Annotated in this window: 24 protein-coding genes and 1 tRNA gene; 5 read left to right on the top strand and 20 right to left on the bottom strand. The window is 65.7% G+C overall.

Annotated elements, in window-relative coordinates:
- Window positions 1–93 precede the first annotated feature (93 nt).
- Window positions 94–168, top strand: a tRNA-Gly gene (locus VFG17_RS13410).
- A 736-nt stretch (window positions 169–904) separates the two neighbouring features.
- Here the strand turns inward: VFG17_RS13410 and VFG17_RS13405 are convergent.
- The 8 genes from VFG17_RS13405 to VFG17_RS13370 all read right to left on the bottom strand — a co-directional run bounded on the left by VFG17_RS13405 (window position 905) and on the right by VFG17_RS13370 (window position 10010).
- A complete protein-coding gene (locus VFG17_RS13405; RefSeq protein WP_095388924.1) occupies window positions 905–4132 on the bottom strand; it encodes an efflux RND transporter permease subunit in 3228 nt (1075 codons plus the stop codon).
- Between the two features lie 3 nt (window positions 4133–4135).
- Window positions 4136–5284, bottom strand: coding sequence for an efflux RND transporter periplasmic adaptor subunit (locus VFG17_RS13400; protein ID WP_095388923.1), 1149 nt, complete (start codon window positions 5282–5284; stop codon window positions 4136–4138).
- Window positions 5285–5288: 4 nt separating this feature from the next.
- On the bottom strand, window positions 5289–6560 hold the full coding sequence (locus VFG17_RS13395; protein ID WP_095388922.1) for a TolC family protein: 1272 nt from the start codon (window positions 6558–6560) through the stop codon (window positions 5289–5291).
- Between the two features lie 62 nt (window positions 6561–6622).
- A complete protein-coding gene (locus VFG17_RS13390) occupies window positions 6623–6931 on the bottom strand; it encodes a hypothetical protein (protein ID WP_141237216.1) in 309 nt (102 codons plus the stop codon).
- A 20-nt stretch (window positions 6932–6951) separates the two neighbouring features.
- A complete protein-coding gene (locus VFG17_RS13385) occupies window positions 6952–7086 on the bottom strand; it encodes a DUF3703 domain-containing protein (RefSeq protein WP_255247277.1) in 135 nt (44 codons plus the stop codon).
- Entirely contained in the window at window positions 7049–7252 is a 204-nt protein-coding gene (locus VFG17_RS13380) for a DUF3703 domain-containing protein (RefSeq protein ID WP_255247287.1), read from the bottom strand. The genes VFG17_RS13385 and VFG17_RS13380 overlap by 38 nt, the downstream gene beginning before the upstream one ends.
- Before the next feature lie 155 nt (window positions 7253–7407).
- A complete protein-coding gene (locus VFG17_RS13375) occupies window positions 7408–9351 on the bottom strand; it encodes a cytochrome c/FTR1 family iron permease (protein WP_095388921.1) in 1944 nt (647 codons plus the stop codon).
- Window positions 9352–9356: 5 nt separating this feature from the next.
- The gene (locus VFG17_RS13370; protein ID WP_095388920.1) at window positions 9357–10010 is read right to left on the bottom strand and encodes a cation transporter; all 654 of its coding nucleotides are present in this window, start codon (window positions 10008–10010) and stop codon (window positions 9357–9359) included.
- Between the two features lie 104 nt (window positions 10011–10114).
- On the opposite strand from VFG17_RS13370, the gene VFG17_RS13365 reads away from it, so the two are divergent.
- On the top strand, window positions 10115–10537 hold the full coding sequence (locus tag VFG17_RS13365) for a MerR family transcriptional regulator (RefSeq protein ID WP_095388919.1): 423 nt from the start codon (window positions 10115–10117) through the stop codon (window positions 10535–10537).
- 85 nt (window positions 10538–10622) lie between these two features.
- Here VFG17_RS13365 and VFG17_RS13360 read toward each other — a convergent pair whose 3' ends face one another.
- The 12 genes from VFG17_RS13360 to copC all read right to left on the bottom strand — a co-directional run bounded on the left by VFG17_RS13360 (window position 10623) and on the right by copC (window position 23380).
- Window positions 10623–10991 carry a copper-binding protein gene (locus VFG17_RS13360; RefSeq protein ID WP_011542714.1) on the bottom strand — a complete coding sequence of 123 codons (369 nt, stop codon included), beginning with the start codon at window positions 10989–10991 and terminating at the stop codon, window positions 10623–10625.
- The gene (locus tag VFG17_RS13355; protein ID WP_095388918.1) at window positions 10988–14122 is read right to left on the bottom strand and encodes an efflux RND transporter permease subunit; all 3135 of its coding nucleotides are present in this window, start codon (window positions 14120–14122) and stop codon (window positions 10988–10990) included. Before VFG17_RS13355 ends, VFG17_RS13360 begins: the two co-directional genes overlap by 4 nt.
- Entirely contained in the window at window positions 14119–15348 is a 1230-nt protein-coding gene (locus VFG17_RS13350; protein ID WP_095388917.1) for an efflux RND transporter periplasmic adaptor subunit, read from the bottom strand. The genes VFG17_RS13355 and VFG17_RS13350 overlap by 4 nt, the downstream gene beginning before the upstream one ends.
- Entirely contained in the window at window positions 15345–16571 is a 1227-nt protein-coding gene (locus tag VFG17_RS13345) for a TolC family protein (RefSeq protein ID WP_095388916.1), read from the bottom strand. Before VFG17_RS13345 ends, VFG17_RS13350 begins: the two co-directional genes overlap by 4 nt.
- 66 nt (window positions 16572–16637) lie before the next feature.
- The gene (locus tag VFG17_RS13340) at window positions 16638–16904 is read right to left on the bottom strand and encodes a hypothetical protein (protein WP_095388915.1); all 267 of its coding nucleotides are present in this window, start codon (window positions 16902–16904) and stop codon (window positions 16638–16640) included.
- Window positions 16905–16969: 65 nt separating this feature from the next.
- Window positions 16970–17335: a hypothetical protein gene (locus VFG17_RS13335; protein ID WP_095388914.1), complete on the bottom strand. Its 366-nt coding sequence runs from the start codon at window positions 17333–17335 to the stop codon at window positions 16970–16972.
- 156 nt (window positions 17336–17491) lie between these two features.
- Window positions 17492–17950: a YybH family protein gene (locus VFG17_RS13330; RefSeq protein WP_095388913.1), complete on the bottom strand. Its 459-nt coding sequence runs from the start codon at window positions 17948–17950 to the stop codon at window positions 17492–17494.
- 55 nt (window positions 17951–18005) lie between these two features.
- Window positions 18006–20333, bottom strand: a complete 2328-nt coding sequence (locus tag VFG17_RS13325; RefSeq protein WP_255247276.1) for a heavy metal translocating P-type ATPase — start codon at window positions 20331–20333, stop codon at window positions 18006–18008.
- 156 nt (window positions 20334–20489) lie between these two features.
- A complete protein-coding gene (locus VFG17_RS13320; protein ID WP_325029879.1) occupies window positions 20490–21248 on the bottom strand; it encodes a class I SAM-dependent methyltransferase in 759 nt (252 codons plus the stop codon).
- 49 nt (window positions 21249–21297) lie between these two features.
- Entirely contained in the window at window positions 21298–21519 is a 222-nt protein-coding gene (locus tag VFG17_RS13315) for a helix-turn-helix domain-containing protein (RefSeq protein ID WP_255247286.1), read from the bottom strand.
- 502 nt (window positions 21520–22021) lie between these two features.
- Window positions 22022–22990, bottom strand: a complete 969-nt coding sequence (gene copD / locus VFG17_RS13310; RefSeq protein ID WP_095388911.1) for a copper homeostasis membrane protein CopD — start codon at window positions 22988–22990, stop codon at window positions 22022–22024.
- Window positions 22991–22996: 6 nt separating this feature from the next.
- A complete protein-coding gene (gene copC, locus VFG17_RS13305; RefSeq protein WP_067186769.1) occupies window positions 22997–23380 on the bottom strand; it encodes a copper homeostasis periplasmic binding protein CopC in 384 nt (127 codons plus the stop codon).
- Window positions 23381–23510: 130 nt separating this feature from the next.
- Here copC and VFG17_RS13300 point away from each other — a divergent pair, with 130 nt between their 5' ends.
- From VFG17_RS13300 to VFG17_RS13290, 3 genes are read left to right on the top strand one after another with little or no spacing between them, the layout of a single operon-like run.
- The gene (locus tag VFG17_RS13300) at window positions 23511–23777 is read left to right on the top strand and encodes a hypothetical protein (RefSeq protein ID WP_062767653.1); all 267 of its coding nucleotides are present in this window, start codon (window positions 23511–23513) and stop codon (window positions 23775–23777) included.
- A 2-nt stretch (window positions 23778–23779) separates the two neighbouring features.
- Complete coding sequence (locus tag VFG17_RS13295) at window positions 23780–24217, top strand: periplasmic heavy metal sensor (RefSeq protein WP_095388910.1); 438 nt, start codon at window positions 23780–23782, stop codon at window positions 24215–24217.
- Entirely contained in the window at window positions 24214–24798 is a 585-nt protein-coding gene (locus VFG17_RS13290; RefSeq protein WP_095388909.1) for an RNA polymerase sigma factor, read from the top strand. The genes VFG17_RS13295 and VFG17_RS13290 overlap by 4 nt, the downstream gene beginning before the upstream one ends.
- Window positions 24799–24848 lie beyond the last annotated feature (50 nt).

The following is a 24848-nucleotide window of genomic DNA, read 5'->3' as shown; positions in this document are numbered from 1 at the left end:
AGAGAAAAAGCGCATTCAGGGGTTGCCGAGTCAAAAAGCCGGTGCTAATCGCCCGCCTCACCCGCTGGAACCGACCGGTTTCCAGCCGCCAGAGCGGGCGTAGCTCAGGGGTAGAGCACAACCTTGCCAAGGTTGGGGTCGAGGGTTCGAATCCCTTCGCCCGCTCCAATTTTCCGGCTAATTTCAGCCACTTACGCTAAAGGGCGGCGTAATATGCCGCGTTACGTCGAGGCGCATTTCGTCTCGCGTAATAAGGGCGTAATATGATGACGGCGAGCCGACGGGTGTCTCTAGGAAAGGATTGGCGCTTAGCGTGCCGCAACTACCGGATCGGGGCGCAAGCGCGCAGCAGGATGCGTCGGTCCCTCCGATCGGCTGAAATGCGTTAAAATTGCTGGAGTGGAACGCCAACGGCGTGACCCCTTCGGAAATGGCTGCCCGGCCAAGGCGGAAGAGGACGTTGTCATATTCTCCGGCAGCGATTCCCACTCATTCCAACCAAGCGGTTGCGGAGCAGATCGATGTTCAAACCGGTATAGGTACGCCGAACCGGGCCAAAATGTCTAACGCGCGGGGAAATCGGACAGGTCTAGCGCGCGTCTGCGATAATCGACTCGCTTCCACCGACGATGTCGGCGGAAGCGTGAAGATGCCCGCAGTGTACGACACTGCTCGTCCCGGCTCGTTGGGCGCTTCCGGTGACGAGCACCTCATCCGTTCCGGGCTGGACCTGGATCCAGATTTTTAGAATTCTGATCCCTTACGATGTGAATCACCAGGCAATGTGGCAACATGTTCACGAAGTCGTCGAGGATCGGCGCCCGGGCGCCAGCGGGCAGCATGGTTGCCCGCCGGTCCAAAAGAACCGCAGCCTTGCGCGCCGCGCGTCTTGTCGTGCTGATCATCAGGGGGTGCTCGCAGGTAGGCTGTCGTCGTACTGCAAATGATCTTCCCGCAGGTCCGCTTCCCGGCTGCCATAGCGGGCATAGAGGGTCGGAAGTACGAAGAGCGTCAGCAGGGTCGCCGAGATCAGCCCGCCGATCACCACAGTTGCGAGCGGCTTCTGGACTTCCGCGCCCGCACCGGTCGCAAGTGCCATCGGCACGAAGCCGAGGCTGGCGACGAGTGCGGTCATCACCACAGGGCGAAGGCGCATGAGCGCGCCTTGCCTTGCGGCTTCGGCCCGCGCCATGCCCGAGCGCATCAGCTCCTGGATCGAGGACACCATCACGAGCCCGTTGAGCACGGCGATGCCCGACAGCGCGATGAACCCGACCGCCGCCGATATGGAGAAATCCATGCCCCGGAGGAACAGCGCGAGCACGCCGCCGATCAGTGCCAGCGGCACGCCCGTGAATACGATCGCCGCATCGCGCGACGATCGAAGCGCGCCATAGAGCAGCAACAGAATTAGCACGAAACAGGCCGGGACGACGAGCTGGAGCCGATCGCGTGCGGAGGCGAGGTTCTCGAACTGGCCGCCCCATTCGAGATAGCTGCCGGCGGGCAAGCGAACATCGTTCGCGATGCCGGCCTTTGCATCGGCCACGACGTCGGAGATGGCACGCCCGCGGACATTGGCCTGTACGACGACGCGCCTCTTCCCGTTTTCGCGGCTGATCTGGTTCGGTCCCTCGACGATACGGATATCGGCGACGCTCGCCAGCGGCACGAAGGCGCCGCCCGCCACCGGGACCTGTACCTGTTCGAGCACCGACAGGTCAGCGCGCTGCGCGTCGGACAGCCGGATGACGATCGGGAAGCGCCGGTCGCCTTCGAAGATCGTGCCGGCCTCGCGGCCGCCGATCGTTGCGGTGACGACATCCTGCACGTCACGCGCGCTGACGCCGAGCCGCGCCATCGCGTCGCGGTTCGCCCGAATGTCGAGCATCGAGAGACCTTCGGTCTCTTCGACGCGCACGTCGCTCGCGCCTTCGGTCTTCCGCAAGATTGCGGCGACTTGCTGCGCGGTCGCGTTCATCGCGTCGAAGTCGTCGCCATAGACCTTGATCGCAATGTCACCGCGCACGCCCGCAATCAGCTCGTTGAAGCGCATCTGGATCGGCTGAGTGATCTCATAGGCATTGCCCGGGATCTTGTTCAGTTCCTTCTCCAGCCGCTCGACGAGTTCGGCCTTGGGGAGGCTTGGGTCCGGCCATTCTTTCCGAGGCTTGAGGATCACGAAATTGTCGGTCGCGTTGGGCGGCATCGGATCGGACGCAAGGTCCGCCGTGCCGGTCTTCGAGAAGACAATCGCGACTTCGGGCTGCCTTGCGAGCATTTTCTCGATTGGCACTTGCATGGCCTGGCTCTGTTCGACGGACGTCGAGGGCACGCGAAACGCCTGGATCAGGAGATCGCCCTCGTCGAGCTGCGGCAGGAACACCTGGCCGAGCGAGAAGAAGGCGAGGATCGCAACAAGGAACCCCCCGATGCCCGCGCCGAGCGTGACCTTGGGCTTGCTCATAGCGCGGTCGAGACCGGGCTCGTAGCGTTGCTTCAGCCAGCTCATGATGCGGCCCTCTTTCTCCTCGACCCGCTTCGACAGCCAGATGGCGATCGCGGCGGGGACGAAGGTGAGCGAGAGGATGAAGGCGAAAGCGAGGGCGATGATCACGGTCAGCGCCATCGGGATGAAGGTCTTGCCCTCGACCCCGCTGAGCGTGAGCAGCGGCACATAGACGAGGATGATGATCGCCTGCCCATAGACTGACGGGCGCACCATCTCGCGCGCCGCCGATGCGACGGTTGCGAGACGCTCTTGGACGGTCAGGATGCGGCCGTGGCGATGCTGGAGGTCGGCCATGCGCCGCAGCGCATTCTCGACGATGATGACGGCGCCATCGACGATGAGGCCGAAGTCGAGTGCGCCGAGGCTCATCAGGTTCGCCGAGACGCCGGCGCGCAGCATGCCGAAGCTGGTGAGCAGCATTGTGATCGGGATGACGAGCGCCGCGATCAGCGCCGCGCGGAAATTGCCGAGCAGCAGGAAAAGCACGACAATGACGAGCAGCGCACCCTCGGTCAGGTTCTTGCCGACCGTCCAGATCGTCGAATTGACGAGCTTGGTACGATCGAGCGCCGGCTCGATAACGACATCGGGCGGCAGCGAGGCGTTTACCTCCTTCAGCCGGTCTGCGACCGCGGTCGCGACCGTCCGGCTGTTCTCGCCGATGCGCATGACCGCGGTGCCGACGACGACTTCGGTGCCATTTTCAGAGGCTGAACCCATGCGAACCGCCTGGCCGGTGCGGACCGTCGCCACCTGGTCGAGCGTGATCGGAACGCCCGCGCGCGTTGCGACGACGGTGCGCGCCAGCTCGGCGGTGTCGCGGACCAGCGCGTCCGAACGAACGGCGAGCCCTTCGCCATTGCGCTCGACGACGCCGCCGCCGACCGCGCTATTGTTCCGTTCGAGGGCTTCGGCGAGCTCGGTGAGGCTGAGGTCGAGCGCGGCGAGGCGCTGCACGTCGGGAACGACCAGATACTGCTTCGAATAGCCGCCGATCGCATCGACGCCCGCGACGCCGGGAACCGTCCGGACGAGCGGCGTGACGATCCAGTCCTGCGTCGTGCGAAGATAGGTCGACTTGTCGGCCTCGGTGACGAGCCGTTCGCCTTCGGGGGTCACATAGCTGCCGTCGGGTTGCAGGCCGGGCTCGCCGGCCTTGTGCGCATCGTCCTTGCGGTGCGCGAGGCGGACCGTCCACATATAGACGTCGCCGAGACCCGTCGCGATCGGCCCCATCTCGGGGCGAACCCCGTCGGGCATATTCTCGGTTGCCTCGTTGAGGCGTTCGCCCACCTGCTGGCGCGCGAAATAAATGTCGGTCGAATCGTCGAAGACCGCGGTGACCTGCGCGAAGCCGTTGCGGCTCAGCGACCTTGTGTGATCGAGGCCGGGGATCCCCGCGAGCGCGGTCTCGATCGGGAAGGCGACCTGCTTCTCGACGAGTTCGGGCGACAGCGCGGGGGCGCGGACGTTGATCTGGATCTGGTTGTTGGTGATGTCGGGAACCGCGTCGATCGGCAGGCGCGACAATGCTGTCGCTCCGATTATGGCGGCGATGGCGGTGAGCAGGACGACAAGCCAGCGCTTCTCGACCGCCCAGGTAACGATACGAGCGATCATGGCTTAGTCCTCATCGCCTGCTTCGCCCTTGCCGATCTCGGCCTTGAGCGAAAAGCTGTTGGTGATGGCGATCTGCTCGGTGCCCTTGAGCCCGGAGCGGACGATGACATTGGCTCCCGCGCGGTCGCCGAGCACCACGGGGACAGCCTCGAACCCGTCCTTGGTACGCACGAACACGACGCTCTTGCCCTCGACGGTCTGGATCGCGGTCGCGGGAACGCTGATCGAGCCGTCGCCGCCGCTCGCAGCCAGCGCGACCGAGGCGGTCACGGCTTCGCCAACGCGCCATTGGCCGGCGCGATTGTCGAGGATCGCGATTGCGGGCACGAGCTTCGTGGCCGGATCGAGCGCGGGCGAGACGAAGCTGATCTTGCCGGTCGCCTGGCGTCCGGGTGCGCTTACCGAGACGGTGGCGCCGGGCCGGATACGACCGGCGTCGGCGGGCTGGAGGTTCAGCGAGAGCGAAACGCTCGAGAGGTTGGCGATGCGATAGAGTTCTGCATCGGCGGGGACCGTCTGACCGAGCACCACGCTGCGCGCGATTACCTGGCCCGAAATCGGCGCGGTAATGGCAATCCGGTTGAGCTGGCCGCCGCCGCCGCCTGCGGCGGATACCTGCTGCTGTGCGAGTTGATAGGCGATCCTGGCTTCGGTCGCGGCGGTGCGTGCCGCAATCACATCCTGCTCGGGCGACACGCGCTGTGCGAACAGCCGTTCCTCGCGCGCGAGATTGGAGTTGGCGAGTGCGAGCCGAGCGCGCGTCGCCTGCACCTCGCCCTGGAGCTGCGCGGCCTCGCGGCTTTCGATGATCGCGAGCGTCTGTCCGCGCCCGACGCTCTGCCCGAGATTGCGATTGAGCGCGACGACGCGCCCGCCGATCGCCGCCGACACGGCCTGCGTTCCTTGCGGATCGCCTTCGATCGTCGCGGGCAGTTGCAGCGCACCGGCGTTGCCGACGGTCGGACGGCCGAGCGCAATCCCGGCGATCTTGATCTGCTCGTTGGTGAGGGTGATCTTGCCCTCGTCGGCATGGCCTGCCTCTTCTTCGCCATGCTCGTCGGCGGGCTTGGCACTCTCGCCGCCACCGCAGGCGGCGAGGAACAGCGGCAGCGTCGCGGCGAGCAGCAGCTTTCGGTTTATAGTGATGGTCATGGGATCAATTTCCTTCGAGCGGCGCGGGAGCCGTGAGGCGTTCCAACCGGGCCTTGGCGAGTTGATAGGAGGCGAGGGCATCGATCGACGCGGAGCGCATCTCGGTCAGCGTCCGTTCGGCATCGAGCAGTTCGAGCTGTCCGAATTTGCCCTCGCGGTAGCCGATGCGCGCGATCCGCGCGGCCTCCATCGCGGAGGACAGAGCGGGGCCGCTGGCCACGCGTGCCGCGGCCGCCGCGTTGGCGGCCTCGACTTCGGCGTCGCTGATCTGTTGCTCGACATCGAGCGCGGTGACGCGGCGCTCGGCATCGGCGCGCCGCCGTTCGGCATTCGCCTGGTCGACCGCGGCGCGGCCGTTGTTGAACAGCGGCAGCGGCACCGAGACGCTGAACACCGCCGCGACATCATTGGTCGCCTCCAGCCGGCGAATGCCCGGGCCGACGGTGAGATCGGGCACGCGCTGCGAACGTGCCAGCTCGACGCCGGCATCGGCGGTGGCGAGGTCGACGTCGGCCGCCGCCAGCGCGAGCGTTCCCGCCGCCGAGGTCGGCCGCGGTGGCCCCATCGTCCCGGCGCCGGGTCCGCCGAGCACCGCGATATCGAGCGGGCCGGCGATCGGGCGGCCGATGCGGCGCGCGAGATTGCCGCGCGCGGCATCGGCGAGCCGGCGTGCTTTCTTGGCCTCGGCTTCCGCCGTCAGGCGCGCGACTTCGGCGCGTTCCTGTTCGAGCGGTGAGGCGCGCCCGGCCTGCACTCTTATGGTAGCGGCGCGCGCCGTATCCCCGGCAATACGATATTGGTCCTCGGCAATCGCGACGCGCACTTCGGCGGCTGAGGCCTGGATATAAAGCTCGGTCACCTGCAAGCGGATGTCGGCCTCTGCGATTGCCTGTGCGATTTGCGCACGGAGCGCCGCCGCATCGGCGACCGCGATCCGGGCTTGCCGCTTGCCGCCGAGTTCGAGCGGGATGGCGATGCTGGCCGTCACATCGGCGCCCTTGACGCCATTATAGGGGCCAGTGCCGACGAAATTCTCGACTTCGACCGAGAGAGCGGGGTTTGGCCTGAGACCCGCTACGCGCCGCGCGGCATTCGCGGCATCGACATTCGCCGCCGCCGCTTCCGCCGCGGGCGCGCTACCACCCGCGAGCGCGACCGCCTCGTCGAGCGTCAGGAGCGGGCCTGATATCTGCCGGCTTTCGGTGCCGGCCTCCTGTGCATGCGCGATTGCGACGCACGATGTGGCTGCCACGAGGGCAGCAACGTACCTGAACATAAAGATCCATCCTCGATTGATCGGAGAGATCGCCGCGGGAAAGCGGCGAGTGCGTCAAGGGGTCAGGCGAGAGGTGGATCGAGCAAGGGAGGCAGCACCCGCGACGGTCGTTGCACGACCGTCGCTGAAAATGGCGGTTCGCTGGCCGGAGCAAGCTGAGCCGTGCTGGCGACTTGGTGCTGGTCCGATGCAATGCAACAATGATCGTGACCGCTATGGGCGACCTTTTTCGCCGGCTCGCTTGGCCGTCGCTCATCGCTGTCCTGACCCAGCGAATAGGCGGCGCCTTGATCGGCAGTGTGGGCGGACGCGGGCTCGCAGAATTGCAACGTACAAAGCAGCACGCCCACAATCACCAGCAATCGCATCATTGCACCAGCCATAAAGTCCCTTACCGGCTCTTAAGCCGATCGTCGCCGCATGACATCGCGGCGGCCAGATCGGATGGAATTGCCATGGGCAAGAACGCGCTGACCCGGGCCCGCCCCCTATTTCCCGCAGGCAGTCGGCCCGTAAGCGAACCCATGGGGACCAGGGCGAGCATCGAAAAGCTGACCCGCCACCTCGCGCCAATCTCGGAGCACCAAGGCGAAGAGAGCCCTCCACCATTCCGTGACCAGATGGGGCGCAAAGTAGGGCTGGGCGATGATATGCGCGCGCTCCAGCGCACGCCACCCGGACGGCTGGTCCATCGCCTGCTTGGCGAAACGAAACCGATCCGTTTCAAAGGCAAGCAGAATCTCGGGCCGTTGACGTCTTGCCGAAGTCATCGAGTCCCTTACGAGCGCGCAATGCCTGACGCCGACACGTCTCCTTGTGATGGCATTTGCTGACGATTGCCGCACCGTTATCCATGCGCCGCCTCGTTCTGCCGGTGCTTTCGGCTGTTGTAGCGATAACCAGCCCAGAGAATCGTCAACGACAAAAACTGCAGCAAAAGGGATTCCATCGTTGGAAAAACCCCAAGCGTCGGGAGCCGGGGAACAAGGGCGAGCGGCGTAACGCCGAGGAGACCAGCTTCCTGCAGCGCGCCCGCGCCCTTGCCAGCCAGGATGACTGCCAGGATCGCGATCAGCGCAGAACTATAAGCGAAAAATTTCCCGATCGGCAGGACCCGGCTGTACCGAAGCATGACCCATGCGATTGCTGCGAGGATTACCAATGCGGTTCCAGCTCCGGCGGCGATTGCGCCGCGGCTTCCTTGCGCGGCAAGCGCCGCGAAAAACAGGATGGTCTCAAAGACTTCCCGATAGACCACCAGGAAGGCGAGCCCGAATAGAAACCAGGCTGAGCGGCGCGAAAGCGCCTTGCCCATCGCTTCGCGAATATAGCGCTGCCAGCTCTCCGCATGGGACTTGCCGTGCATCCAGATGCCAACCCAGACCAGAACCACCGCGGCGAAGAGCGAGCCGAACCCTTCGGTCAACTCGCGGTTCGCGCCGCTGATCGAGATCGCATAGGTCGCGACCGCCCAGGTTGCGCCGCCGGCCGCCAGGGCGGCGATCCAGCCGCCATGAACATAGGACAGGACGTCGGGTCGTTCAGCTTTTCGCAAGAAGGCGATCATCGCCACGATGATCAGAAGGGCTTCGAGACCTTCGCGCAGCAAGATGGTCAGCGCCCCGACAAAGGTCGACGCGTCGCTGGCTGCATCTGGAGACAGAGCGGCTTCTGCGTCGGTGAAAAGGGCTTCGACTGCGGCGGCTTTACCCGCGACCGCATCGACCGGCATTCCTCGCGTGATGGAGACGCGGTAATCGGACATCGCGGATTCGATTTGCGCCATAAGGGCCGAATCTCGCGTCGTCAGAATCGGCTCGACTGGTTCAAAACCATCAAGATAGGCGGACAACGCCAGACGCGCTGCTTCGCTCCGATTTCCCTTGCGGTAGGCGGCCAGGCTTTGCGCCAGTTTAGCCCGTGCAACCGCGAGCGTTGCGGGCGAGGCGGTGCTCAATGCCTTGGGATCGGAGCGCAAATAGGCTGTGAGCGCATCAGCCTTCTCGGGGTCGAGCATACGCCCAAGCGCTTCCGGGCTGAGGCTCGTCAAGGCCTGCAGGTCGGGGACCATTTCGCGAGCGGCGGGAGTCTGGTTCCAGAATTTCTGACCGGCCGCGATGTCGCGAAAGGCAAACCCACCAGCATAGGCTGCCACCGCCCAGCGATCGTCCGATGGCAAATTGGCAAAGCTGGGCATGGAGGTGCCCTCGAGCCCTTGGCCTATGACCTGGTAGAGAGCGAACAGGCTGCGCTTGCGAGCACGTGCGGCATCGGTGAAATCGATGGGTGCGGGGTCCAGCCCCTTAGCCTGAGGTCCGTTGCCATCGCCTCGTACCCCGTGACAGCTGGCGCAATTCTCGAGATAGATTTGGGCTCCGCGCCGGGGATCGGGAGCGTTGCGCGGGGCGAGAGGCACCGGATAGGCGGCAAGCAGGTCCGCCGCGAGTGCGCGTGCTTGGCCGGCAACCTTGCCGGGCTCGGTCTTCGACGCGATCGCCGCTTCGAGTTGCCCCGCTTCGGCAACCAGGCGAGCCCGCGCCGGTGATACCGGGAGAGCGGCGATACCTTTGCGAACAGTGGCCGCGAACTCCGTCATCTCGGCATATTCGACTGTGCTAGTTACCTCCCCATTCGCGACGGCCCCGCCATAATCGACGGCAATATAGTCCAGCAGGCGCCAGACGGTCTGGACTTCATCGGCATCGCTGCGCGCCTGCGCACCCTGCGCGGCGAGGCTGCCAATGGCGGCAAGCAAGACCAGCAAGAAGCGAAGGCCGCGAGTGGGTGGCATCGGTCCTATTGCCCGGTCACAGTCGACAATTCGCGCAGTTCGGTCCGGGCACTGCGCAGAATCTCATAGGCTGAATGAAGGAAAAGCGCTGCAATGATGGCGGCGACTGCAAGGTCGGGCCAGGCCTGGCCGGTCCATGCGACGAGGCCCGCAGCGATGATTACCGCGACATTAGCGACCGCGTCATTGCGGCTGAACAGCCAAACAGCGCGGACATTGGCGTCGCCTTCGCGAAACCGCGAGAGGACCGCCGCCGAGGTGAGATTGACGAGCAGTGCAACGAAGCCGATGCCGCCCATCAGCTCGGCTTCGGGCGGAACCGCTGTCAGGGCGCGCCACAGCGCGACGCCGATGACGCCGAGCCCGAGCGTCAGCAGGAACAGGCCTTGGGCAAGAGCGATGCGGGTGCGGGCGAGCGCCGTCCAGCCGATCGCGACGAGGCCGGCCAGCGTGATCGTGCCGTCGCCGATGAAGTCGAGCGAGTCGGCCTTCAGCGCCTGGCTGTTGGCGATGAATCCGCCGACGATCTCGATAGCGCCGAAGCCGAGATTTAGGATAACCACGATCCAGAGGGCACGGCGATAGGCGGGGTCCTTTTCCGCGCGCACCGGGTCTCCCGTGCATCCGCAGCCGTCACCGCTCTCGGATCCCTCCGCCATCGCGTCTTCACTCCATGGTGGCGGCGCGCTCTTCGCTTTGCCGCCTTCAACTTCGTACAGGGCGCGCCTATACATCCTCCAGTCACTGGAGGATCAAGCATAATATGACCAAGCGGCTCGCGATCGGCGACCTTGCCCGGGAGACCGGGACCAAGGTCAACACCATCCGCTTCTATGAAGAGATCGGGCTGCTGCCCGAAGCCCTGCGCACCGCTTCGGGACGGCGAAGCTATGATGCGGCCGACCTTCGGCGGCTCGCCTTCGTCCGCCACGGCCGGCAGCTCGGTTTTTCGATCCCCGAAATCCGCTCGCTGCTGGCGCTTTCGGATCAGCCCGACCGCGATTGCGGCGCGGCCGCGGCGATCGCGCGCGCGCATCTTGCCGATATCGGCATCCGCATCGCGCGGCTCGAAACCTTGCGCTCGGCGCTGACCGAAGTCGCGACCTCCTGCGAGGGCGGCCGGGCCGCCGAATGCCGGGTGATCGAGGCGATCGCGGGCACCGAACTCGCGCTCCAGACCGATTGATCGATCCGACCGGACGCATCCGGGTTCGGGGAAGGAAGGGGCTGGCGCGCGCGACGACTGGCTTCGCCGCGCGCGCCGGCGGATCTTACGGCGCCTTGTCGAGCTTGGTGATCGTCCCGGCCTTGCCGTTCCAGTCGAGCTCGAACGCGACCTTGTCGCCGACCTTGATGTCCTTCAGCAGCTCGGGCTTTGCGGCGAAGCCCATCGTCATCGGCGGCCATTCGAGTTCGGCGATCGCGCCATGATCGAGCGTGACCTGTCCCTTCGCGCTATCGATTGCGGTCACGGTCGCCGTGCCCTTGCCATGTTTGGTTTCGGCGGGCATCGCCATGGTTCCGGCGTCATCGGCCATCGCGGCCTTTTCTTCGGTCTTCGGCGCTTCGCCCTGCTTGCCGCAGCCGGCAAGTCCTGCGCTGAGCGCGATGCCCAGTGCGATGGCGGTCAAATTCTTCATGTCATTTCTCCTTCGGGTTGAACGGGATGGGCCGCGCGCCTGCGCATCAGCAGATAGGCGGCGGGAATGATGAGCATCGAGAGCAGCGGCGCGGTCAGCATGCCGCCGATCATCGGCGCGGCGATGCGGCTCATCACTTCGGAGCCGGTGCCGGTCCCGACGAGGATCGGGAACAGGCCCGCGAGGATCACCGCGACGGTCATCGCCTTCGGCCGGACGCGAAGCAGCGCGCCCTCGCGAACCGCGGCCAATATGTCGCCATCGCCGCGATCGGCGAGCGCATGCTTGAGGTAGATGAGCATGACGACCCCGAACTCGGCGGCGACGCCGGCGAGAGCGATGAACCCGACCGCGCTCGCGACCGACTGGTTGTAACCGAGCAGATAGAGCAGCCAGAGCCCGCCGGTGAGTGCAAAGGGCAAGGTCGCCATGATGAGCAGCGCCTCGTCCCAGCGGCGGAAGGTGAGGTAGAGCAGGATGAAGATGATCGCGAGCGTGACCGGCACGACCACCTTCATCCGCTCGGTCGCACGAACGAGGAACTCGAACTGCCCGGTGTAGGAGATGCTGACGCCGGGGGGCAGCTCGACATCGCGCGCGATCGCCCGCTGGATGTCGTGCACCAGACCCTGCAAATCGCGGCCGCGGCTGTCGACATAGATCCAGGTCACCGGGCGGCCATTCTCGCTGCGCAGCATCGGCGGCCCGTCGCTGACCTTGACGCTCGCCACCGTCCCGAGCGTGATCTGCTGGCGCGACGGCGTCAGGATCGGAAGGGCCGCGAGCTTGCCGATGCTGTCGCGCAGCTCGCGTGGATAGCGGACGCTGATCGGATAGCGCGCGAGCCCCTCGACCGTCTGGCCGATCGTCTCGCCGCCGATCGCGCCCGCGACGATCGCCTGCACGTCGGCGACGTTGAGACCATAGCGCGCCGCGGCGGCGCGATCGATGTCGACGTCGATATAACGGCCGCCAGTCAGGCGCTCGGCCAGCGCCGAGGCGACGCCGGGGACGGTCCTGACTACGCCCTCGATGCGCTTCGCGGTGCGGTCGATCTCGGCAAGATCCGAGCCCGCGACCTTGATGCCGACCGGGCTTTTGATCCCGGTCGCAAGCATGTCGATCCGGTTGCGGATCGGCGGAATCCAGAAATTGGCGAGCCCGGGAACCCGGACCCGCGCATCGAGCTCCTCGATCAGCTTCTCCTCGGTCATGCCGGGGCGCCACTGGTCCTTCGGCTTGAAGCGGATCGTCGTCTCGAACATCTCGAGGGGCGCGGGGTCGGTCGCACTGTCGGCGCGGCCGGCCTTGCCGAACACGCTTTCGACCTCTGGCACCGTCTTGATCAGCCGATCGGTCTGCTGGAGCAGGCTCGACGCCCGCGCTGCTGAGATGCCGGGAAGCGCTGAGGGCATGTAGAGGAGATCGCCCTCATGCATCTGCGGCATGAACTCGCCGCCGATCTGGGTCATCGGCCAGAGGCTGGTGGCGAAGACGAGGCCGGCGATGAGGAGCGCCTTTTTCGGCCGTTCGAGCACCCAGTCGAGTGCCGGGCGATAGATGCGGGTCAGCCAGCGGTTGACCGGATTGGCCTGTTCGGCGGGGATCTTTCCGCGGATCAGCCAGCCCATCAGCACGGGGATGAGCGTGATCGAGAGGATCGCGGCGGCCGCCATCGCATAGGTTTTGGTGAAGGCGAGCGGCGAGAAGAGCCGCCCTTCCTGGCCTTCGAGCGTGAAGATCGGCAAGAAGGAGAAGGTGATGATGAGGAGGCTGAGGAACAGCGCCGGACCGACCTCTGCGGCGGCGTCGGTGATGACGCGCCAGCGCACGGCGCCTTTCAGCTCCTCGCCAGGATGATCGCGTTCCCAATGTTCGAGATGCTTGTGGGCATTTTCGATCATCACCACGGCCGCATCGACCATCGCGCCGACCGCGATCGCGATGCCGCCGAGCGACAATATATTGGCGTTGAGCCCCTGCAGCCGCATGACGATGAAGGCGATGAGGATGCCGAGCGGGAGGGTCAGGATCGCGACCAGCGCCGACCGGGCGTGCCAGAGGAACAGTGCGCAGACGAGCCCGACGATGATGAACTCCTCGACGAGCTTCGAGGTCAGATTGTCGACCGCGCGGTCGATCAGCCCCGAGCGATCATAGGTGGTGACGATCTCGACACCGGGCGGCAGGCTGCGCTTGAGCTCGGCGAGCTTGGCGCGGACGCCGTCGATGACCTCGCGGGCATTCTTGCCTTCGCGCATGACGATCACGCCGCCCGCAACTTCGCCCTCGCCATTGAGTTCGGCGATGCCGCGCCTTGTGTCGGGGCCGATCTGGACCGTCGCGACATCGCCGACCGTCACCGGGAGTCCGCCGCCGGCGGTGCGGACGGGGACCGAACGGAAGTCGTCGAGCGACTTCAGATAGCCGCTCGCGCGGACGATATATTCGGCCTCGGCGAGTTCGAGGGAGCCGCCGCCGCTCTCCTGGTTGGCGCGCTTGAGGGCATCTGCCACCTCGGTTGCGGTCACGTCGAAGGCGGCAAGCTTCTGCGGATCGACGATGATCTGATACTGGCGCACCATGCCGCCGATGCTCGCGACCTCGGCGACGCCGGGAACCGACTTGAGTTCGAAGCGCAGGAACCAGTCCTGGAGGCTGCGCAGCTCGGCAAGATCGTGGCGGCCGCTCTTGTCGACCAGCGCATATTCATAGATCCAGCCGACCCCGGTCGCGTCGGGGCCGAGGCTTGCGCGTGCGTCCTCGGGGAGACGGCTTTGCACCTGGCTCAGATATTCGAGCACGCGGCTACGCGCCCAATAGGGATCGGTGCCGTCGTCGAACAGCACGTAGACGAAGCTGTCGCCGACGAAGCTATAGCCGCGGACCACACGCGCGCCTGGCACCGAGAGCATCGTCGTCGTGATCGGGTAGGTGACCTGGTCCTCGACGATCCGCGGCGCTTGGCCCGCATAAGTCGTGCGGATGATGACCTGGACGTCCGACAGGTCGGGCAGGGCATCGACCGGCGTCGTGCGTACCGCGGCGATCCCGAGCAACGTGAGGATCAGTGCCGCCGCGACGACAAGTCCGCGCGCCGCGACCGAGGCGCGAATGATCTTCGCGATCATTGCGCCGCCTCCAGCGGGCGGACGGTGAGGCCGGTCAGGCTCGCTTCGGAATCGAGCAGGAACTGACCCGACGCGACGACCTTCTCGCCGGGAGCGAGACCCTGCAATATCTCGGTCTTGCCGCCGCCTTCGCGTCCGGCGACCACCTCGGCGGGATGGTACCGTCCGTCGCCCTTTTCGAGCATCACGATGCTGCGCGTGCCGGTGCGGATCACCGCTTCGCTCGGCACCAGCAGCGCAGGCTTGGCGTCGCCGCCGAGCGCGACCACCGCGAACATGCCGGGGCGGAGGCGCCCGCCGCGATTGGCGAGCTCGACGCGCACCGTCAGCGTCCGGCTGTCGGCCGATGCGGTCGGCAGGATGGCGATGACCCTGCCGGTGAATGTTTCGCCGGGAAAGGCGGTGAGGGTCGCGCTCGCCCGCTGGCCGATCTTTACGAGTCCGGCTTGCGCCTCGGGAAGCGCGGCGTTGAGCCATACCGTGCCGAGCCCCGAGATTTCGGCAAGGGTCTGGCCGGCGGCGAGCGTCACACCCGCGCGCGCATTGAGCGTCTGGACAACCCCGCCGATCGGCGCGCGCACCGTCAGTCTGCCGCCGGTGCGCCCGGTCCGGTCGACCTCGGTTATCACGCCTTCGGGCATGCCCATCAGCCGCAGCCGCAGCCGCGCCGCCGCGGTGAGGTCGGGTTTGCCGAGCTTTTTGACGCTCAGATATTCGGTCTGGGCGCTGCCCCATTCGGGCAATTGCAGGTCGGCGATTGGCGTGCCGGACCCGATCACGTCGCCCGGCGCGAGACGATAGACGCGCTCAACGAAACCGCCCGAGCGCGCCTGGACGATCGCGACGTCGCGCTGGTTGAAATCGATACTGCCGTTGACGTCGAAGGTCGCCGCGAGGCTTCCCATTTCGGCCGCGACCACCCTTATGCCGAGGCTCTGCCTTGCGGCCGGATCGACCGACACGCCCGGTGCGATGCCGCTGCCGTCGTCGGCATATTTGGGCTCGAGCTGCATATCCATGAAGGGCGACTTGCCGGGCTTGTCGAACTTCTGGTTCGGGAACATCGGATCATAATAATAGAGGATCTTGCGCCCGCCGCTGCCGGCCGCCTCGGTTGGCGCATCGCCCTGGCCGCTCTGTCCGAGCCAGTAACCGCCGCCGCCCGCGATCAGCACCGCGGCCAATATTCCGGCGCGCCAACGCGCCGCTGATGTTGCATCGGTCATCGACCTGCCTCCCCATAAACATAATTGATCCGGATCGCGTCGCGCGCGACCTCGGCTTCGCGCGCCAGCGCATCGACTTCGGCCTCGGCGAGCGCGAGGGTCGACAGCAGTGCGGTCCCGAGGTCGAGCTTTCCGGCGGCGTAACTTGCAAGATCGAGCTCGGCGCGCTTCTTCGCGAGCGGCACGAGCCGCGTGCGCGCATTGGCGAGCTGCTCATGATGCATGCGGTGATCGGCGAGATCGGCGTCGAGCGCCGCCGCGATGTCGCGCTTGGCCGCCTCGCGGTCGAGCCGCGCGCGCGCCGCTTCGCTGGCGCGCGCGGCAATCTTCGGGTCCTGCCGTTTCTTCGAGAAGAAGGGCAGGTCGACGGTAACCCCGACCGTGACGAGGTCGCCAAAATTGGGTTCGCGCCGCCCATAGGCCGCATTGACGCTCCAGTCGGGGCGCTTGTCGGCGCGCGCGAGACCGGTCTCGGCATCGGCCGCGAGCGCGCGGGCGTCGAGCGCGCGTAGCCTTGGCAGGGCGTCGATCCCGGCGCGCAATCCTTGCTCGTCGATCATCTGCGGCGGCAAATCGCCGAGCGTATCGGCGGCGGGGTCGCCGGTAAAGCGGGCGAGCTGTGCGCGGGCTCGGGCGATCTCGGCGGCGAGCGCGCTGCGGCGATCGGCGATCGCGGCGCGAAGCTGGTCGGGCTCGAGCGCGTGCGCCGGGCGCGCCGCGCCGCTGGCGAGCCGCGCGGTCACCGTCGCTTGAAGGTCTTCGAGGCCGGTATCGAGCAGGTCGAGTTCCTTGAGGCGCTTCTTGGCGTAGAAGAGATCGACCCAGGCGAGCGCGGTCGCGAGCCTGATGTCCTGCGCAGTGACCGCCTCGTCGGCGCGGGCGATTCCGATATCGGCCTGCGCGCGCGTTGCGCGCGCGCGGCGCTTGGCGGGGTTCGGAAAATCCTGGCTGACGCCGATGACCTGCATCGTGAAATCGTCGCGATTGAACCGGCCCGCATCGGGCCCGGTCACCGGGAAGTCCTGCAGGACGATATTGAGTTTCGGGTCGGGCAGCCGGTCGGCGGCGATCGCCGCCGATTGGGCGGCGTCGATGCCGGCTTCGCGAGCTTGCAGTTCCGGCGCGCGCGTCGCTGCCAGCCCAAGCGCCGTGTCGAGCGTCATCGGCTCGGCGTGAAGGGCCGTGGGCAGCGCGAGCAAGGCTGCCGTAAAGAATAGGCGCATGATGTCCCCCTGTTGTGGACTGGACGAATGCCTCCCCGGCGGATGTACGCCGGGGAGGAAAGACCGTCACCCTTGTGGGGGCATCTTATGGTCGCCGGACATTTTCTTCATGCAGTCAGCCGGACTCACCTTCATCATGTCGCAGTCGCAATGTGCCATCTGTCCCGGCTTGTCTTTGACCCAGACGCGGAATCGCGAGTTGGTATTGGACTTGTTCGGTCCCGGCACCTGGCGGGTCTGCCATTCATAATGGCCGCCCGATTGCTCTTGAGCGAAAACGGGAGCTGCAAGGGTTGCTGCCGCGAACGCGGCAACGGCAAAAAACGGTTTCATGTTGAATTCCTCAGTTGAAAAGGCAGGAAACGCGCGCCGGAACGGGCCAGCGCGCGTCGCGCAATTCAGCCGAGAATTAGCGGTGGATCGGGCTCGGGGCCGAATGTCCGGCCATCCAGTCGCTGGATCGGAAGCGGATCGAGCAAGCCCGGCACGTGAGTCGCTGCCGCTATCATCATTGGCGGCGATACGACGATGGGCGGGAGCGCACAGCCCATCTTGGCGATGCAGTCGAACGTCAGGCCCTTGCAGGGCACGCCGTCCCCGGATTTGTCGATGCCCATCATTTCCGCGCATTCATCGCTCATCGCTGGCGCTGCGATCGTCATGCCGGACGCCGGGATTGCCGGAGCAGACGCGAACGCGGCCTCTTGGCCCAAAAGGCCCAGTACGGCTCCGAAAAGCAGCAGGAAGGAAAGCCAGCGTTTCACGGTTGAAGCATGATCCTTGTCAAACTTGGCGTCAATTCGAAACTGGAACTGCGGGCCTATTCGCCGACAGGCCCGCCGCGGTTACATCCGAACCCGACCTTCTATGACCCACGGTCCTGACCGCGGCGCGAACAGTATCCCGCGCCGCCAACGCGCTCAAGCCTTCGGCTTGCGCGAGGAGCTATGCAGGCTGATGATCTGCCATTTGTCGCCCATCCATTTGAGGACGCTCGTCGCGACGCCGTCGCGCGCGATGGTCTCGCCGTTCGGGAGGACGATCGTGTAGGAATAGGTCTCTGTGGCAATCGCGACCTCGCCTTCGCCGCGCACCGCGACTTTATAGTCGCGAAATGCGAAAGATTTGAAAGCCTTGAGCTCGGGCGCGAGATGATGGTCGCGGTAATGCGCAAAATTGCCCTCGATGCCGCCCGACTCGAAGATCTGAGCGCCAGGCGCAAACAGCGCTTCGACGCCCGACAGGTCTCGCTTCTCGATCGCCTGCTTATATTGCGCCAGCGTCGCGGTCGCCGTTTCATAATCCGGAGCCTCGGCAGCATGGGCGGGAATCGCCATGACCAGCGCCAGCCCGATTGCCGCCATTGTGAAACCTCTCATCCTCATTCTCCCTTTTTGTGATCGCCGCGACCCAAAGGCTGCGGCAGTGCTTTGATCAGATTTTCACGAACCGCAGGCGCAGCGAATTGGCGATGACGCTGACCGAGGAAAGCGCCATCGCGGCGGCGGCGATGATCGGCGACAGCAGCAGCCCGAAGACCGGGTAGAGCACGCCCGCCGCCACCGGAATGCCCGCGACATTATAGGCAAAGGCGAAAAAGAGATTCTGGCGGATGTTCGCCATCGTCGCATGGCTGAGGTGCCGTGCCCGCACGATACCCATAAGGTCGCCGCGCAACAGCGTGACGCCCGCGCTTTCGATGGCGACGTCGGTTCCCGAACCCATCGCGATCCCGACATCGGCGGCGGCGAGCGCAGGGGCGTCATTGACCCCGTCGCCCGCCATCGCGACCACCCGCCCCTGCTCGCGCAGCCGCTGCACGACGGCGCTCTTCTGGTCGGGAAGGACGTCAGCCTCAACATCGGTGATGCCGAGCCGCCGGGCGATCGCCTCGGCGGTAACACGATTGTCGCCGGTCAGCATGATGACGCTGATTCCCGCGTCGCGCAGTGCCGCGAGCGCTGCACCCGTCGTCTCCTTGACCGGGTCGGCGATCGCAATGACGCCGGCCGCCGTCCCGTTGACGGCGATGTAGATCGCCGTCGCGCCGTCCGCACGCAGCCGGTCGGCCGCCTCGCCGAGCGCGCCGGGATCGACATCATATTCTTCGAGGAAGCCGGCGTTGCCGAGGACGATGGCCTTGTCGTCGACCGCCCCGACGATGCCCTTGCCGACCGGCTGGTCGACCCCCGACGGCTCGACGAGCGCGAGGCCCCGATCTTCGGCGGCCTTGACGATCGCGGCCGCGAGCGGATGCTCGCTGCTGCGCTCGAGGCTGGCGGCGATCCGGAGGAGGTCTGTCTCATCAAATCCGTCCGCGACCTCGATCGCCACGACCGAGGGCCTGCCTTCGGTCAGGGTTCCAGTCTTGTCGACGACAAGCGTATCGACCTTCTCCATCCGTTCGAGGGCTTCGGCATTCTTGATCAGCACGCCGGCTTCGGCGCCGCGCCCGACCCCGACCATGATCGACATGGGCGTCGCAAGGCCGAGCGCGCACGGGCAGGCGATGATCAGCACCGAGACCGCCGCGATCAGGCCATAGGCCATGGCGGGAGAAGGGCCGACAAGCGACCAGATGATGAAGGCGATGACGGCGACGACGATGACGCTGGGTACGAACCAGCCCGAAACCGTATCGGCAAGCCGCTGGATCGGTGCGCGGCTCCGCTGCGCATCGGCGACCATCTGAACGATGCGCGCCAGCATCGTGTCGCGGCCGACCTTCTCGCTGCGCATCAGCAGCCCGCCGGTCTGGTTGATCGTGCCGCCGATGAGCGCCGCGCCTGCTTCCTTGGTGACCGGCATCGATTCGCCCGTGACCATTGACTCATCGACCGTGCCGCGGCCTTCGAGCACGACCCCGTCGACGGGAACCTTCTCGCCCGGGCGGATGCGCAGCACGTCGCCGACGGCAACTGCCTCGAGTGCGACTTCTTCGTCGCTTCCATCGCCCCGGACGCGCCGCGCGAGCTTGGGCGTCAGGTCGAGAAGGGCGCGGATCGCTCCGCTTGTCGTCTCGCGCGCCCTCAGCTCGAGCACCTGTCCGAGCAGGACCAACACCGTGATGACCGCCGCGGCCTCGAAATAGACCGCGACCGACCCGTCGGCCGCGCGGAACGCGTCCGGGAAAATCTGCGGTGCGAGCGCCGCGATCATGCTGTAGCCCCAGGCGACGCCCGTCCCCATCGCGATGAGGGTGAACATGTTGAGGCTCTTGTTACGGATCGAGAGCCATGCTCGCTCGAAAAAGGGCCAGCCTGCCCACAGCACAACCGGAGTGGCGAGCAGCATCTGGATCCAGTTGCTCGTCTGGCGGCCGAGGATCTCGTGAAGGCCCGTCATATGGCCGCCCATCTCGAGCGCGAAAACCGGAAGGGCGAGCAGGAGCCCGACCCAGAAGCGTCGCCGCATGTCGCGATATTCTTCGCTCGGACCGCTTGTCGCCTCGGGCATGAGGGGCTCGAGCGCCATGCCGCAAATCGGACAGCTTCCGGGCCCTGGGCGCTGGATCTCGGGATGCATCGGACAGGTCCAGATCGCGCCCTCGACCGCTTTGGCCTCGGTCGGCTCACGCCCGGTAATGTAGCGCCCTGGGTCGGCCTCGAATTTCGCGAGGCAGCCCGCGCTACAGAAATAATGATGCGCGCCGTCATGCGTCGCGACATGCGGCGTGGTCGCGGGGTCGACCGTCATGCCGCAGACCGGATCGGTCGTGTTGTCGCTGCCTTCTCCTGCGTCCTGATGATCGTGCACCGCCATCGCTCCTGTCGCTGCCTCGGCGTGGCCGGGAAAGGTCGCGCGCGGGCTTGCCGGTCGGGCTTCCCGACCGTGGCCATCGTTGCGGCAGCAGAATGAGGCCGCTCCTATCGATACGCAAGGCAAGCCGTTGCCCCTTGGATTTTCTTGGCGGTGCCGTCAGGCTACGCGCTTTCTGGCGCGCAGAATGCCGATGGCGCCGGTGGGCGTCCGAAAATTCTCGAGTTCGCGAATATCGTCAAAACCGGCTTCGCGCATGAGGACTGGCAGCAAGCCATCGGCGTTGGGCCGGGTATCGTGGACACCATCGAGCTGCTGGATCGTCAAGCGGAACAGACAGCGCATCAGGCGGCTGCGCTGTTCGCCATAGTCGGCGATATAGAGCGCGCCGCCAGGGGCGAGCTTGTGCCAGGCCTCGCGCAGCAGCCGGGCCTTTTCCTCCATTCCCACCTGGTGGAGGACGAGACAGATTGCGATCGTCGACGGGGGCGGCCAGTCCGCGACCGCTGGCGCCGAGAAAAAGCCGACGCGAAACTCAGGCAGGGGATCAAGCTGCGCCGTCTTGGTTCGGGCAATGCGCGTCGCGGCCTCATCGGGGTCGATGCCGAGATAGCGCACGCCGTCAGTGCGCCGGGCAATCGCCAGCGCGAGATTCCCCGTTCCCGAGCCGATATCGAGAAGGATCTCGCCCTTGGCTAGCGCCATATGGTGAACGAGATGGTCACGCCACAGGCGTTCGCGCGTTGTGACGGCGACGCCGAAATCATAGAGCGGCGTCAGAAAATGATAGCCGGCCGCCGGCGTGTAGCTTCGGTCAGCGCCTGCGGGTTCGGGCATCGTTCCACTCCTCCCTGCTGCTTGACTCGCTGCGTTATGCCGCCGATGCCAGCATGGATAAGCCGCATAGAAGCCGGTCACGGCTCCGGTCTTGAACGTTTCGCCGGGGCAGCGCTGCGGGTGCCGCCGCTCAGGGGACGATTTCGAAAGCGAACGCCGCGAGGCCTGCCGAAGGCGTCACCCCGAGCCATTGCGCACAGCGGCGGGTGAAGTGCGACTGGTCGGCAAAGCCGCCCGCCGCGGCCGCGTCGGCGAGGCCGCCGCCGCCGCCGACAAGCGCGCGCAGCGCCCGCTGAAGCTGGAGCCATTGCAACAATTTCGCTGGCGGCACGCCGAAGTCCCGGCCGACGATTTCGCGCAGGCGCGAAGGCGAGAGACAGGCGACATCGGCGAGCGCGCGGGCGGTCGACAGATCGCCGGGGTTCGCGAGCGCCGAGGACAGGCGCGAATCGATCCGATCTCCGGACGTCCGGTCGAGATGGGAGGAGGCCCAGCACTTCGCATGTCACCATTGGCGATCGCGCCGAGGCCGGCCGTTTCCGCCGGTGGCAGCAGCCTGGGTGCCGATCCGGCCGACATCCGCGCACCGGCGCGAAAGAGCGGGTCGAGATAGAAAGACCGCACCATTGCGCCCTGCGGCCCCAGATGGTGCGGAACATGCGACGCGAAAACGACCGCCTGTCCGGCCGGGACCGTCATGTCGACGTCGCCGGAAATCTTGAGATCCTGTTCGACCGCGAGGCTGATCTGATGCGCCAGATGGCTATGGGGGCGGCTGGTTCCGATGCGGGCATCGATCAAAGCCCAGCCGGCCCCGAGCGTGATCGAACCCGACCAGGGCGCGGTGCCGGCGGTCAAGCCGCGTCGGCGCCGACAAATGGTTCGAGCGTGCCGAACCACGCGACCAGCGCGAGAATGGCGAGGGCGGCCAGCGCTTCGATGATCAGGCTCCTGCGCATGGCCGCGAGCGCAGCGTCTGGATCGGTATCGATGTCTTCGGCATCGCCGCCCGCCACCGCAGCGGCGAGCGCCGGCGTGAGGCGCCAGCGATTGGCGGCGGCGAGGGCCAGCATCAGTCCGAACAGCGCCAGCTTGGCAAGGAGCAATTGTCCATAGGGCGAGCCGAGCGACCGGCCGATGTTCTCGGCGCCGACGATGAGCTGGCTGTTGATGAGCCCGGTCACGGCAATGATGAGGACGCAGACCGTACCGACCAGGGAAAATCGATCGAGGCTGCGTGCGGCAACAGCGAGCCCGTCCGGCCAGTCGCGGACGCGTCGCGGCGAAATCAGGAGAAGAAAGGCGCCGATCGCGCCAACCCAGACCGCGGCCGCGATCATATGCAATATATCGCTGATCCGGTGGATGGTGCCCGCGGTGCCTTCGGTCGCGCCGGCGTGGCCGGACCAGACCAGACTCGCGACGGCCACCGAGCCTGCGCCCGCGAGTACGGCGGCCGAAGTGGTCGGCCAGCGGACCATCCAGATCGCGACTGCCAGCGCGAGCAGCAGCGCTGCGCTCCGGTAGACCCAGGCTGTGCCGACGTCGGTCTCGCGAACAAGGTCCCAGAATGGCTGGAATTCCAGGGAGAGGATGCCCACGCCCTGCATCGAGGCCGCGAGCACGCCCATTCCGAGGGTGGAGACGAGGAGCCCGATGGTGCAGAGCCACCGTTCTGCGCGCCAGATCGCGGCCATCATCGGCTGCGGCGCAAGGCGTTCGCTCCGTGTCAGCGCAAAAAGCGGGAACGCACCAAGACCGGCGATGAGCATCAGGTCCGCATAGAGTGCGAACCTGATGCCGATCAGAACGGGGTCCCCCACCGTCTTTTACTTTACGGTGAAGCTGAATTCGCTGCCCATGCGGTGGGTATCAGCGCCCGCCGCCGACCATGTGACCTTGTAGGTTCCGGCTGTCAGCGGCCGCTTGAGCATCAGCATCGCCGACTTGCCCTCTTTGCCCATCATCGACGAGTAAGGCACCTTCATCGGTGCATGATTGGCCATGCCGGGCATGCCGGTCATGACCAGCTCGGTCTTGAGGGTCGAGGCGACGATCTTTTCGTTGAACTGCAGATTGACCGACGTGACCTTCGAAACGGTCGAATTGGCGGCCGGCGTCGAGCTGACGAGCTTGGTGTGGGCGCTCGCTGCGACCGGCGTGATAAGCAGTGCGAAAGCCGCGGCTGCAGAGGGGAGAAGAGACTTGAACATGAACACCTCCAATTGCGTGTCTGTCCTGCTAATACGCAGGATATCGGCATGGCCCTCAAATATTCCGGTGTGAGGGGTGAAGCGTTTCGGCGCGTATGTACAATGATGGAAAGGTTTGAAGAGACGATCGATGGATGAGGAGCTTCGCATTTTGAACAGGATCGATCTGCCCGCAGCGCTCGACGCGCTCGACGATCGCATCATGGGTGCATTGGCGATCCGCCGGCGCGAAGCGGTTGCGACGCGCCGCCTGATGGCGCTCGCGGCCTTTGTCTCGCTTGGCGGCGGTATTTTTGCGGGGAGCGCGATTTCCCAGCCGGCGGTCGCGGCAAGTCCGCTTACCCCGTTCGGTCCGCCTAGCGCATTGGCGCCTTCCACCTTGCTGGATGTGCAGTAGCAATGCCGTCGCGCCGTCTTCTTCTCTTAGGGCTCATTGCTTTCGCCGCCGCGATTGCCGGCGTGTTCATCGGCCGTCTGGTGGCCGATGCGCCCAGAGCCAGCGAAACCGAACTTCATGCGCTTCTCCACGGTCAACTCGACCTGACCCCGGAGCAGGAAGTGAAACTCGAGCGGATCGAAGCCGACTTCGCCGGTCGCCGCCAGGCGCTCGAACTCGAGATGCGCGCCGCCAACGTCCGGCTTGCGCAGGCGATCGAAGCCGAACATGGCTATGGACCGCGCGTCACCGAGGCGATCGACGAGACGCATGAGGTGATGGGGACATTGCAGAAGGAAACGCTCCAGCATCTCTTCGCGATGCGAGGGGTTCTCAACCCCGATCAAGCGGAAATGTTCGACAAGAGCGTGGTCAAGGCGCTGACCGCCGATGCGCGGTGAGCGCCGACCTATCGCAATATAGCGACCAGGATTTAGCGACGTTTGCGCGCGCGCACCGCGAGGACGCCTATCGCGAGTTGCTGCGCCGTTACAAAACGGGCGTATACCGGCTCATCGCAAAGCAGATCGGCGATACCGACGAGGCGATGGATTTAACGCAGGAGACCTTCGTCTCCGGTTTTTCTGCGCTTGATCGCTATGATGGCGATCGGCCCTTTCGTACCTGGATCGCGCGTATCGCGCTCAACAAATGTCGCGACTGGGCACGACGGCGAAAGGTTCGGGCCTTTTTCTCCCGCGCGCTCCCACTCGAGAGCGCGCATCACATAGCGAGCGATGGTCCTGCGCCCGATTCCGCTGCGACCGACAGGCGAGAGCTTGCCAGGGTTCGCGGGGCGATCGACCAGCTGCCACAGAATTTGCGCGAGGTGTTGCTCCTCCGCGGTGTCGACGAGGTCAGCCAGGCCGAAACCGCGGTGATTTTGCGCGTCAGCGAGAAAACGGTCGAAACCCGTCTCTATCGAGCGCGGACCAGGCTCCGGGAATTGCTCGCGGGAACATCCGCGAGCGCCGAGGGTTGAGGGTTCGACTGCTCGTTCAGGCGGCATCTCCTCATCGTCCGGCATTTTTA

The organism is Sphingopyxis sp. (genome assembly GCF_035686825.1).
Classification (GTDB): domain Bacteria; phylum Pseudomonadota; class Alphaproteobacteria; order Sphingomonadales; family Sphingomonadaceae; genus Sphingopyxis.
This window is presented reverse-complemented; position numbering and strand designations above follow the sequence as displayed.